This is a genomic window from Candidatus Methanoperedens sp., assembly GCA_027460535.1.
In the GTDB taxonomy this organism is placed as follows: domain Archaea; phylum Halobacteriota; class Methanosarcinia; order Methanosarcinales; family Methanoperedenaceae; genus Methanoperedens.
This window is the reverse complement of the sequence record JAPZAR010000011.1, coordinates 259020-270731: the sequence shown is the minus strand read 5'-3', so window position 1 is coordinate 270731 and position 11712 is coordinate 259020. Positions and strand designations below refer to the sequence as shown.

The following is an 11712-nucleotide window of genomic DNA, read 5'->3' as shown; positions in this document are numbered from 1 at the left end:
TGAAAATATGCAACCGGTGATTTCGTGTTAAACCCCGCCAGCGGCGGCGCATCCGTTGGGGTCTGGGGTCGTAACCCCAGCGCCGTTAAGATAATGCTGACCGAAAGTGTTAATAGTACGCTTATCTGCGGTTTGTTTTTCAAAACTAATAATAACAATCTCTTGATACGTTTTATCATTCTCTTCAATCCAATAATCTGATAATCCATTCAGTCATCTGCGGCTCGCTAGCTCAAAATTTAATCAAGAACTCTTCAATTACGCTCTTCCGTATAAATTTTTTCGAAAATTGAAATTTTGATGAACACTCTCGTAATCTCATGTATGCAGTTCCATAAACCCTAACAACCTTATACATAATCGCCGATTCATTAAATCTGCGTTCATCTGCGTTTATCTGCGGTTTGTTTTTTCAAAATGCAAGTGTCAGAAGAATTCTGCGGTTTGTTTTTTAAAATTTGACTAATGGCACTTTCCCTATCAAAAAGCTTCCTGCAATCACCAGAAACGATGAGAAGCCCACAATATAGACAGCTTTTCTAATCTGAAATGACCGCGGTTCATCATATCGTGCTCCTAATACATGATACCCTACCTTTTCAAGCCTTACCTGCAGGGCGCCTGAGACCGCAGACATCGGCCACCCTGAATTTGGCGAGGCGGTCTTATCATGGTCCTTCATGCATGTCCTCACCGCATCCCATGGCTTGCCAAAGAATATCGAGGCAATGGCAATAAACACCAGCGAAAGCCACGCAGGCACCCAGTTCGCCAGGTCATCGAGCTTTGCAGCAACATATCCAAGTTCGATAAATGGTTCTTTTTTGTAACCCACCATGGAGTCAAGGGTATTGACCATACGGTAGGCAAGTGCGCCCGGAAGACCGAATAATAAAAAATAAAAAAGCGGTGAAAGGATGCCGTCCACAAAACTTTCTGCCAGTGATTCTATCACAGCAGAAGCGGATTGGTATATATTCATTTTCATGGTGTCTCTCCCAACGAATGTTCTCAAATCTTTTCTTACCTTTTCAATCCTGCCTTCATCGAGGTCTTTTCTTATCCCGAGTGCGGAAACCAGAAGCATCCGGATGGAAAAGCAGGATTTTAAGAAAAAAGCTGAAACCAACATACCAGGCCTGCCCAGAGAAATCAGCACCAACCCTGCAAATAACGCTATTCCCACACAGAAAAAGACCATAAAAAACCCGTACATCTTCCTGTGGCTGTGGGGTGCGCGCGATACAAGCAAACCTATCAGTTTTCCCATCCACACCACCGGATGAATAACCTCTGGCGGCTCCCCGAACAAAATATCAAATAATAACGCGAGAAGCAGGACCTGGAGCCAATAATCCAAAACGATCATGCATCCATCACAAGTTTCCTTACATCGTTGATTTCCCTGCCATCCATCAAAGCTTTGAGCACTTTCTCCGCGATCTTTCCCCTGTGGATTATCTCGCATTTAGCGCAGCTCCAGACCGCACCACCTGTGGATTTCTGGACGAATTCCCCTCCGGTTTTTTCATTTTCACAGGGATACAAGGGGCAGAAACAGAACGTGCAGTCCTGGCCTTCAAAGTGGCAGGGATAATATTCGCATTCGACCCTGCTCCTGGCTGTTACGCCGCTTTCCAGAACCCTGCCAATCTCTTTTTCTGCAAGCTCGCTGCCCCATTCAGAGATGACTTTGGCAAGAGCGCGGATCAACTCCTGGTTCTCTGCTCTTCGCCTCACCGCAACCCTGATATGATTATCAAGGCCAAAAGAAGCACAATCACGGATAATAATGCCGTGTCTTAACATCCTCTGCGTCAATTCCGAGGCATCAAGCGCGAAATCCCTGATATCCACCAGAATGAAGTTTGCATCGCTTGCATAAGGTTTAAATCCGCGTACTGAGACGAGTTTGGACGCCAACCACTGCCGCTCCTTCCTGATCAATTCAAGTGACCTGCTAAGATACTTTTCATGGTCCTTAAGTAGATGCTGCCCGACTTCAAGCCCCACTGAGTTCAGGTTCCATGGAAGACGGATGTTATTCATGATCCCTGCAAATTCGGGAGATGCAACAGCAAAACCAATCCTCAATCCCGGGACTGCGTAGGTCTTGGTAAGTGAACGAAGGCAGATGACAAAATCGCTCGATGCCGCAAGATCAGCAATAGTTTCGCCCGGGTCTGATAATTCGATGAACGCCTCATCGACGAAAAAGAAAACCTCAGATTCAATGCATTTCTCTGCCACTTTTAAGACCTCATCTCTTTTGATGAGCTTGCCCGTGGGATTGTTCGGATTGCAGAGGAAAACCGCTTTACAGCCTTGCGGTTCAATCCCTGTGAAGTCATCGTATTCTATATTTCCAACTCTTGCCCCAAATAGCCTGGACTGGAATTCATACTCTCCAAACGTAGGTGACGGAATTATTACTTCATCCCCCGGCTCAATCACCGTCTCGGCGAAGAGGCGGATCAATTCCGATGAACCGTTCCCTGGAACGATATTCCCGGGTGAAACATCGAGGTATTCAGCAGCCGCCTTTTTGAAGCCCTGATACCTGTTGTCCGGATAAATTGCCACGTTTCTCCAGGTTTTTTCCAATATTTTTTTCAACTTTGGCGGCCCAAGAGGATTCAGGTTTACACTGAAGTCAATAAGCTCATCTGCCCTTTTTCCCGAAGCCTCCGCGCTTTCCTCAACCCTTGCCCCGTGTATGCATGGAGCGAGTTTGATCGCGGCATCCCTGACTTTATCTTTAAGAGGCACATGCCCTTTTTTTGTTCGCTGGTATTATTAAGGTGCTGTAAAGAAATGACCAGATCAGAAATATCTTGAGATCGATCTTTCAAAAATCATTTCAGCAAGATGGGCTATCATATCTTCATTCTCAAGCCCGTTTATCCACGTCTCCGGGAAAGAGGCGATGCCGTGCAAAGCGCCGCACAAGGCCCCCGTGATACAGGCTATGGAATCCGTATCCCCGCCTGCATTTGCTGCTTCCATGATCGCCTTCCCAGGATCATCAAAATACCGTGAAAAGCAGTAAAAGGCACATGGAACCGTCTCATAGACCGAATACGAGGTCCCGAGTTCAGAGAACACCTCCTCTGGCCCCGTATTTCTTTTCGTGAATGATAGCTTTATCTTTTTTCCAAGGCCGCTGTCATATTTTGATGCCCTTTCGGTTACATCTTTTATGATTTTTTGGAATTCCATACCCAGAAGCGCACCTCTAACCCCGATTGCCACGGCTACGGCGCCTGCAATCGCACCTTTGCTATTATGAGTTGGGATTGATGAGAGGGCAGCATTTTTCTCGATTTCATCCGGGTCTTTGTAAAAAAGCCCGATGGGCGCTACCCTCATGGCGGAGCCGCACGTTGGAACGTGGCTTCCCGAATACTTCCAGCCCATCCCGGAATTCAACCGGGTTACCGCTGCATTACTTGAAGGTCCAACCAGGGATTTCCTCTCCGGGTCATTCAGGGCATCCACACCCCATTTAGCTATCCCGGCTGCAAAATCCCCTGCATCAAAACCATTGCACTTTATTATCGATCGCGCCAGTACGATCATCTGCTCAGTATCATCCGTGTATTGACCTGGCCTGAGTTTAAATCCCGGACAGCCAGCTGGTGTCCTCCCATAATCTGCTGCACATCCTTTTTTGAGTATGTCTTCCCTGCTCAACCCCTCATTCTGCTTGCCCAGCGCATCTCCGATAGCCGCACCCACCATGCAGCCTATATATTTATCTTTCATTGTCCGCTCATCACTGTAGACTACATTTTCCTGGGCAATCTGACATGAACTGTTGTCCCCACGCCCACCTTGCTTTCTATCCATATCTCCCCTTTATGGGCTTCGATGATACTTTTGCATATGTATAATCCAAGACCCGTGCCGCCGTATTTCCTGGTCAGGGAAGCGTCGACCTGGTAAAACCTCTGGAAAAGGAAAGGTATCACATCTTCAGGGATCCCTATGCCCATGTCAGTAACAGTTATATGTACGCTGCTGTCCTCTTCCCTGGCGGAAATTGTAATCTTGCCCCCGGGATGAGTGAATTTTATAGCGTTGTCTATCAGATTAAGGAAAACCTCTGTCAGCCTGTCCCTGTCTCCCATTACAATAAGGCCCGGAGGCACATCTTTTATCATACTAAGGTTCTTTTTCTCTGCCTGGACCTTCATGTCAGACATGGAAGCCGTAATTATTTCATCAATCGCCTGCGGCACAGTCTTCATCCTTATCTCAGGTTTTCCCATCTGCTGCGTGCTCAGGAACAAGAGACTATCTATAAGCCGGGTGAGCCTGTCTGTGTTTCTGATTATGGCTTCAAGCGCCTTCTTTTGTGTCTGGGGCAGGTTCCCGAGTTTTTCATCGTATATCAGTTCGCTGAATCCCCGTATGGAAACGAGTGGGGTTTTGAGCTCATGGGAAACATTGGAGAGGAATTCGCTCTTCATTTTGTCCAGGGACTTAAGTTCCTCGTACGCAGCTTCCAACTTTTCATACGAGATCTTTGCTTCCTGGTAGAGTCTGGCATTTTCGATTGCCACACCTATCTGGCCCCCGATAGAAGCCAGAACATCAAGATCATCTTTTGAAACTATCCGCCTGCTGCGGTTTGCAAGGTTCATGGCCCCTACTACCCTGCCTTTGGCCATGAGCGGCGTACCCACAAGTGTTATCAGCCCCTCTCTTTCTAAAAAGGGAAGAAGATCGCGGCTTGGATAATGATCAATATCTGTGACGAAAGGTCTCCTGGAAAGCGCCGCGGCTCCTGCAATACCCTCCCCCATCTTTATTTCAGAAACCTCCCCGGCAAAATCCTCGGACAGGTTTGTAAAAGTCTCCAATTTCAGCACATTCGCGGTTTCATCGAGCAAATAAATCGCGCCTGCGTCGGAAGATGTGACCTGGATGGTCTTAGCAAGTGCTTTTTTGAATATCTCCTCCAGATCTAAAGACTGGCTGACCACCCTATCTATTTCAAAAAGTGTCTCCATAGTCTCATCATGGTACTTGAGTTCTGAGTATAAACTCGCATTTTCAACCGCTACCCCTACCTGGCTGCCTATAGATGACAGGACATCAATATCTTCTTTTGAGAATATCCTGTGCTTTCGGTTTGAGAGTACCATGGCCCCTAAAATCTTTCCCTTTACCGCGAGAGGGATGCCCACCAGTGAACTTATGCCATCTTTTTCCATAAGCGGGAGTAACCACGGATACGGATAGTTTTCAATGTCCATCGTTACAGGTTCACCCGACGCGACTGCCATTCCCGATACTCCCTGCCCTATTTTCAATGTGGAAGCTGCCGCTGCCAGCTCAGAGGATATCCCCTCATAAGCTCTCAGGTTCAGGGTTTCACCGTCCTCCTGGAGAATATATATCCAGCCCGCATCCGAAGATGTTACCTGAATGGTTTTCGCGATCGCCTTTTTCAATAACTCTTCCTGATCAAGCGATTGGCTCACCACCCGGTCTATTTCAAAAAGAGTTGCAAGAGTCTGGTCATGACGCTTGAGCTCAGAATACAGGTGGCCATTTTCAATAGCTATCGCCACCTGGTTGGCGATAGTCTGGCAGATATTTATCTCCTCGACCTGGAATCCCTTAACCTCCTCGATGCTGCTCAACAACATCATGCCCAGTGTCTTCTCTCCCAGGACAAGCGGGACTATAAGAACGGACCGCATTCTCAACGTTTCTGCTATTTCTCTCTCTTTCGGGGACAATTCCGCTTTGGTGGTATCTTCGATCAGGACGTATTGTTTTCCCTGATACGCTTCATTCAGTTTCGGGCAGTTCTCCAGATACAGCATTTCTCCCCGGGATGATTTTAAGTGATCTTTTGGACTGTATTCTGACGCAACAGTGCCGTATTCCTTTCCCTCTTCCACCAGTATAATAGAACAGTAAGAGACATTGACTATTCTTACGGCTTCCCTGACCGCAATATCCAGAACCTTCTTCAGATCAAGACCCGCTGAAATGCTCTGGTTCGTTTTGATGAGGGCAGAGAGTTCAAGATTCCTTTTGTTCAAATCCTTGGTCCTCTCATTTACCTTCTGCTCAAGGCCTTCGTATACCTCTTTTAACCTCTGTACCATTACATTGAATGATGCTGCGAGTTCCCCGATTTCATCCCTGCTTTCTGGCTCGATGTGGACGGTGAGATAACCTTTGGTCACTTTCTTGGAGGCATCTGAAAGTCTTATAAGTGGACCTGTGAATCTCCTGCCGAAGAGATAGGCCAGGACTGCTACCACCGCAAAATAAAATATACCAAGTGCAATAGACCTCTCATTAAACCTGGTTAGTGGAATTAACGCCTCTTCAGCATCCATCTTTACTACGAGTCCCCAGTCAACGACAGGAATATATGTATAGGCCGCAAAAACCTCAATTCCATGGTAGTCAAGAGCCCTGATGGTACCGTTCCCTCCATTCGCAGCAAGTATAGCAGGCTTAGCCCGTTCGGAATCGAGAGGATATTTCAAGTGCAGAGTTGCATCTGGATTGTAGCGCAGTGGATTTAAATAGACGATATCGTTCCCCCTTTTCTGAACCAGAAGCGCTTCACCACTGCGTCCCAGACCTGTATAATCACTGGTAACATCGTATATGAAAAGGGGGTAAACAACTGCTACCAATACTCCTATGGGTTTCCCTGTACTTCTATTCAATACAGGATATGAAATAATATATCCAGTTCTGTTATCATAGAAATCTAGGTTTCCAATATACAGGCCGTTCTTGGCTTTTTTGAAGAAGTCTTCTTTACTATAATTAACATTCAAAAGCCCGCTTTCGGTAGAAGCCAGAACAATACCGTTTACGTCAAGGGCGGATAGCTCATAAAATTCGGGGATCTCCCTTCTTACCCTTAAAAGATTGAGATTAATGTCACCTGTATTCCTTGTTTCTATCTGTTGCAGGAAACTTGAGGTAGAGACCTCCTTTACCTGCTCTATTCTGAAGTTAACGACTGTTGAAATATGGGTCCTCTTTGCCTCGACGAGCGCGCTCAGGTCCTGGAATACCGTTTTCTCGAGTGCATCCCTCTCTGCAGAATAATTGATATAGCTTATTACGGCATAAGGCAGAATCGATATTAATATAAAAAATATTATTAATTTTTGAGTGATGTTCAGACTTTTCACAGGTTTACCATCTTTTTAACTCTTTCAACCAGTTCTTTTCTCCCAAAGGGTTTGGTGATATAGTCATCAGCCTTAAGCACATGCAGACCTAGCATTTTATCGATGTCCTGGCTCCTCACCGTGAGCATGGCTACTGGCAGGTCTTCATACTTCTGCCTGATTTTTTTAAATAACTCCCAGCCGTCCATCTCCGGCATCATAATATCAAGGAGCACGGCATCCGGCTTATCGAGTTCAAGTTTCTTCAGGCACTCACTCCCGCTGAATGCTGTCATCACCTCAAAACCTTCTGTTTCAAGTACGAGTTTCACCAGGTCAACGGTATCCGGTTCATCATCCACGACCATTATTTTTTTATCCATTTATTTACCTCCCTTTCCACTTGTCCATACCTCATTTTTCAACCACCACCAGTACTTAAAAGAAGCAGCCATGGCAAGAATATTTCCTGCTGTGAGCAACGCTAGCAAATTATTTTCAGGGCTCCTATCATTGGCATAATAGATTGACCAGCCCAGAGGTATTGTCAGTATTATGGCTAAAATAGCGATGTAGTAAAGACGGTAATATTTCGGAAGGCGCATCCCTTCACCCATTCTTGAACTCAATCGTATCAAAACTGAATACAGTATGAGTATGCCCAGAATGCCTACCAGGAACATGCCCAGATCTAGTATCATTTCCCCCTCCTGGTCATTACATTGTATAGCCTGAAACTTGCCCCCCCCAGAATAACACCCCCCATGGCAAAGGACAGATTCCCCCACGAATACTGGAATGATGAAGCGATATACAGGACGAGAGCGATCAAAAAAAGATAGGGATAAGTATTTCTTTTGAAGATCCGCTGGTAAAATAATGCTATGCTGTAAGGTAAGAGAAGTAAAAGGGCTGTTGATATCATATAGAGAATAAGTAAGGGATAATTCATGATTTCTTTCCGCCGAACAATTCCATGAATATATCTGCAGCAGGCTTCCTTGCCATACCCACGAGCACGTTCTCGTACCCTTTTATTGCGACCTTCACAACGATACCTTTATTTGTTATTTCGTATTCCCTGATCTCTTTATCGTGGTCAGAACCCCTGGATTTCAAAAGGCTCAGGGCTTTTCTCATCTGTCCCTCCACTTCTACGTGCCGCAGCAATACTATTACATCAAATGTGCCGGAAAGTGCTTCATGGGTTAACCTAATCGTACCGAAAAGTTCCGGGATCTCGCTCGTTAATAGCGTTGTGACATCCTGGGCTGAAAAATAATTAACAAGAGCATGAATGTAGTCTCTTCTTTTTATTTGATCTGGCAGGGCCGTCTCTAAATTCTCAATCCCGTCAAAAAAAATCCTCCTGATGCCATGTTGTTTCAATATATCCTTTATCAACAATGCATGTTCATCCGCGTGATACATGATAGGTGAGAAATGCAGGAATTTAACGAGACCTTTTTGTTCAAACTGTGCAAAGTCCCAGCCCAGGGTAGCTGCGTTGCGTATTATTTTCTCAGGCCATTCCTCGAAGGAAATGATCAGGCCGGGTTCTCCCTTCATTGCCCCCTCTCTTATGAAGTGAAGCCCGAAAACCGTCTTGCCTGTTCCGGGGCTTCCTGAAAATAAGATGACGCTGTCCCTTAACATACCACCTTTCAGCATGAGGTCCAGACCTTCTACACCCGTGCTCACCCTGGACATGGGAACCTGTCTCCTGAATTCCATCTCGGGAAGCAGTCTTGGGAACACCGAAATTCCGTTATTGTCCAGTTTGTATGTGTGCCTCCCCGAGATATAATTCCTCCCTCTCATTTTAATAACGCTGAGATATCGTTCGCTTTTGTCACCGATAAATACCTCGGAAATATGTATGACGCAGTCCACGAGATAGCTGGCCGGGTTTTCTTTCAAGGTCTCAAGACTGAACTCACCTGTGAGAAGGACAAGCAGGTTCCAGCTTTTCATCCTTGTAAGGAGTTCGAAAAGAAAAAGACGCTTTTCTAATTCATTTTGTCTCGATTCCGCAAGCACAGTGACCGGGTCTATTACAAGCCTGTTGGGCTTGTACATCCGTATTTTTTCCTCAATAAATTTCAAAACCTCGGGTGCGCCAGCCTTAAGCATGCTCTCTTCGATGTTAAATAACCTTATTTTCTTCTTCTCAATCAATGAATAATCAAAAAATGAGTAATTGGATACGAAACTTTCCATCATTGCCACAGGTTCTGAAATGGCCGAAATGAAAAGGCAGTTCTCGCCTTCCTTGGCGGCATTGAAGAGTGATTGCATCACGAACGTGGTCTTGCCGGCCCCAGCCGTCCCTGCTACCAGAACAGTGGAAGGATGGTTGAACCCCCCATTGAGAACCTGGTCCATACCCTTTATTCCAGTAGGTACTATTTTCATTTGACCACCCTGAACAGGACAATTGTTCTCTCACAGGCTTTCGATGATGCTATGCTTCTTTTACAGACCCCAATATGAAACTTCAGATGTTCTTTTACCACATAATTATGTATAGCTTGTGCATTACATATAGGTTTTCGCAAAAGCTATCCGGTTCTGGCATTATTTTAAGCGCCTGTACCACATAAGTCTTTGAATAATTCGCCAGGGCAAGCAAGAAAATATTTATATGGGGCCCCGCTGAAATTTATTGCCACCCAAGGTGAAACCGGCTATCATATACTTCACGATGCGTGCCTGATGGAAGCAGATAGTTCCGTGTCTTTAAAATCACACGGAAACTCTTTCAACTTCTTCCAGGAAGTACACATCAGGCTTGTCATTAACGCCGGCTCGCTGCATCGTCTTCCTCAGATCCTCGGACTGGGCGAATTTTTTTGCCTTTTCAATGCTCTCCCATTCAAAGATGATGATTACCTCATCCGGATTATCAGCGCTGCGGAAGAGACGTCCCCCGGTGGAGCCTCCTGCTTTGCGGGTAGCGGCATGCTCATCGAACACAGGTTTCCACCTGGAAAAGTCTTTGACTTTATGCCGCACAAGCAAATATGCCATAATATATTTCCTCCATTTTCAAGTATTTTACCTATTTCCATTCCCACAGTTTTGCATGGGTCTTTCCATTCTCATCCATTTCATATTCGAAGATGACTGCTACACTGGCAAGACGTGCAAGTTTCTGAGAAGATGTCTGGAAGTAAAGGGATCCCCTGAAGCTAACAGCACTGCCACGCCCGGTAAACTTTCCAACTCCCTGTGCTGTGTAAGTCAGTGCCTCTCCGTCCCTGGTCATTTCAACCCCATTTGCTTCACCGTACAGCCCTCCCCCGGCGCGCATGACAGAACAGTATGTTACTATATCCGTTACATCCATTCCCAGGAGCTTGCCGCTCTGCTTAACTGATGTTTCGACCTTCGGGCCAGGCCCGTCATATGAAAGCACGCGCTGGCCTGTCATTTCACCATGCAATTCACCTATCATTTCTCCCAACATTTCTCACTCACCTCTTGCTCCTCTTTTGCAGATGTTCTCCCACCTGTTCGACCTCTTTTTTGAATGTTTCATAGTCGTAGTTTTGAGCATGTATCATTGCGCTCCATCTTGCGGTAAGGCTTGCCAGATAGAATACTTCGGATAGTTCCTCGTTTGTGGCGCCATGGAGTTTAGCCATTCCCGTGTGCATGAGCTGACAATATGGACATTTAATATTAGCTGCTGCTGATAATCCCATCAGTTCCCTGTATTTGGCCGGGATCTCAGTTTCTCCCAGTGAATATTTCTTCCAGAGCGCCCAATCCTTTACAAGGACGTCTGCCGGGAGTGTTTTCATGAATCCCGGCACTATCCCCATTGTGCTTTCTATATCCTCCAATGTGTCTTCATACTCTCCCATTAAAATCACCTCCAGATAATGCCTACGCCTTGTGCGCTTCTTTGATCTGCTGCGGGGTGAACTTAGTCACCTTGACGATGCGTGCCTTGCTGCGCACAAAATCAGGAACCATATTACGGGCTGCTGATTCGCTTCCCGCTTCCACGGTTGCCCAGCCTGTATGCTCCCCTGCCATGCAGCCCCAATCGAACTTTGCGAGTAAATCCGATCCTTTTCCGAGGGTTTCATCCAGTGCCTGCAGACACTCTTCCTCGGTGTGCGGCGATTCTATCAAGTATTTTGCCATAATATTTTCCTCCACTCTCTTCTTAGTAAAATCTACGTGGATACATCGCTGTATCTCATGATTTTTTTGAACCTGTTGGTATTTATAGTTTGGGTAAATGAATTCTTGAAAAAAAGCTCCGGTGAAAAAACGGCTGGTCCATATAGAAAATTTCTTTCTGGTTAGCGTGATATATTGTAACCTTGGTTTTTTTATTTATGTTGAGTGCGCAGGGATTCGGAAAGAAAGCTTGCCGTTCCATAATGACATCTAACAAATCTTATTCAGGGCATTGTGTGATGGCGCCGAGGTAGGGATTTGAACCCTAGCTTACCAGAAGGTAAAACAGGTCTCGAGCCTGCCGCGTTAGTCCGCTCTGCCACCTCGGCACGGGTGTGTTTTTAATATAGTTTGTAGGCTA

General features: G+C 45.9%; 13 protein-coding genes and 1 tRNA gene. All 14 read right to left on the bottom strand.

All coding sequences use genetic code 11. The annotated features are described in order from the left end of the window. On the bottom strand, positions 1-209 hold a 209-nt coding region (locus tag O8C65_05975), incomplete at its 3' end, for a hypothetical protein (protein ID MCZ7356462.1). Positions 210-451: 242 nt separating this feature from the next. Continuing rightward, on the bottom strand, positions 452-1369 hold the full coding sequence (locus tag O8C65_05970) for a cobalamin biosynthesis protein (GenBank protein ID MCZ7356461.1): 918 nt from the start codon (positions 1367-1369) through the stop codon (positions 452-454). Continuing rightward, positions 1366-2769 (bottom strand): threonine-phosphate decarboxylase CobD, encoded by a 1404-nt coding sequence (gene cobD / locus O8C65_05965; protein ID MCZ7356460.1) that lies wholly within the window; start codon positions 2767-2769, stop codon positions 1366-1368. The genes O8C65_05970 and cobD overlap by 4 nt, the downstream gene beginning before the upstream one ends. 54 nt (positions 2770-2823) lie before the next feature. After that, positions 2824-3765, bottom strand: coding sequence for an ADP-ribosylglycohydrolase family protein (locus O8C65_05960; protein ID MCZ7356459.1), 942 nt, complete (start codon positions 3763-3765; stop codon positions 2824-2826). Between the two features lie 20 nt (positions 3766-3785). Next, the gene (locus O8C65_05955; GenBank protein MCZ7356458.1) at positions 3786-7178 is read right to left on the bottom strand and encodes a GAF domain-containing protein; all 3393 of its coding nucleotides are present in this window, start codon (positions 7176-7178) and stop codon (positions 3786-3788) included. Next, entirely contained in the window at positions 7175-7540 is a 366-nt protein-coding gene (locus tag O8C65_05950; protein ID MCZ7356457.1) for a response regulator, read from the bottom strand. The genes O8C65_05955 and O8C65_05950 overlap by 4 nt, the downstream gene beginning before the upstream one ends. After that, on the bottom strand, positions 7541-7858 hold the full coding sequence (locus O8C65_05945) for a hypothetical protein (GenBank protein MCZ7356456.1): 318 nt from the start codon (positions 7856-7858) through the stop codon (positions 7541-7543). Next, the gene (locus O8C65_05940) at positions 7855-8082 is read right to left on the bottom strand and encodes a hypothetical protein (protein ID MCZ7356455.1); all 228 of its coding nucleotides are present in this window, start codon (positions 8080-8082) and stop codon (positions 7855-7857) included. The genes O8C65_05945 and O8C65_05940 overlap by 4 nt, the downstream gene beginning before the upstream one ends. 23 nt (positions 8083-8105) lie before the next feature. Continuing rightward, the gene (locus tag O8C65_05935) at positions 8106-9572 is read right to left on the bottom strand and encodes a hypothetical protein (protein ID MCZ7356454.1); all 1467 of its coding nucleotides are present in this window, start codon (positions 9570-9572) and stop codon (positions 8106-8108) included. A gap of 330 nt (positions 9573-9902) precedes the next feature. Next, entirely contained in the window at positions 9903-10187 is a 285-nt protein-coding gene (locus O8C65_05930; protein MCZ7356453.1) for an antibiotic biosynthesis monooxygenase, read from the bottom strand. Between the two features lie 31 nt (positions 10188-10218). Next, the gene (locus tag O8C65_05925) at positions 10219-10626 is read right to left on the bottom strand and encodes a hypothetical protein (protein ID MCZ7356452.1); all 408 of its coding nucleotides are present in this window, start codon (positions 10624-10626) and stop codon (positions 10219-10221) included. 7 nt (positions 10627-10633) lie between these two features. Beyond that, positions 10634-11026 carry a carboxymuconolactone decarboxylase family protein gene (locus tag O8C65_05920; protein ID MCZ7356451.1) on the bottom strand — a complete coding sequence of 131 codons (393 nt, stop codon included), beginning with the start codon at positions 11024-11026 and terminating at the stop codon, positions 10634-10636. Between the two features lie 22 nt (positions 11027-11048). Then, entirely contained in the window at positions 11049-11312 is a 264-nt protein-coding gene (locus O8C65_05915) for a hypothetical protein (protein MCZ7356450.1), read from the bottom strand. A gap of 279 nt (positions 11313-11591) precedes the next feature. Continuing rightward, positions 11592-11680: transfer RNA gene (locus O8C65_05910), tRNA-Ser, on the bottom strand. Positions 11681-11712: the final 32 nt, after the last annotated feature.

Bases quoted from the DNA above. Each gene is read 5' to 3' on its own strand.
- O8C65_05930 (MCZ7356453.1), bottom strand. From the start codon at position 10,187: ATGGCATATTTGCTTGTGCGGCATAAAGTCAAAGACTTTTCCAGGTGG.
- O8C65_05950 (MCZ7356457.1), bottom strand. From the start codon at position 7,540: ATGGATAAAAAAATAATGGTCGTGGATGATGAACCGGATACCGTTGAC.
- O8C65_05915 (MCZ7356450.1), bottom strand. From the start codon at position 11,312: ATGGCAAAATACTTGATAGAATCGCCGCACACCGAGGAAGAGTGTCTG.
- O8C65_05935 (MCZ7356454.1), bottom strand. From the start codon at position 9,572: ATGAAAATAGTACCTACTGGAATAAAGGGTATGGACCAGGTTCTCAAT.
- O8C65_05960 (MCZ7356459.1), bottom strand. From the start codon at position 3,765: ATGAAAGATAAATATATAGGCTGCATGGTGGGTGCGGCTATCGGAGAT.
- O8C65_05920 (MCZ7356451.1), bottom strand. From the start codon at position 11,026: ATGGGAGAGTATGAAGACACATTGGAGGATATAGAAAGCACAATGGGG.
- O8C65_05940 (MCZ7356455.1), bottom strand. From the start codon at position 8,082: ATGATATCAACAGCCCTTTTACTTCTCTTACCTTACAGCATAGCATTA.
- O8C65_05945 (MCZ7356456.1), bottom strand. From the start codon at position 7,858: ATGATACTAGATCTGGGCATGTTCCTGGTAGGCATTCTGGGCATACTC.
- O8C65_05970 (MCZ7356461.1), bottom strand. From the start codon at position 1,369: ATGATCGTTTTGGATTATTGGCTCCAGGTCCTGCTTCTCGCGTTATTA.
- O8C65_05925 (MCZ7356452.1), bottom strand. From the start codon at position 10,626: ATGTTGGGAGAAATGATAGGTGAATTGCATGGTGAAATGACAGGCCAG.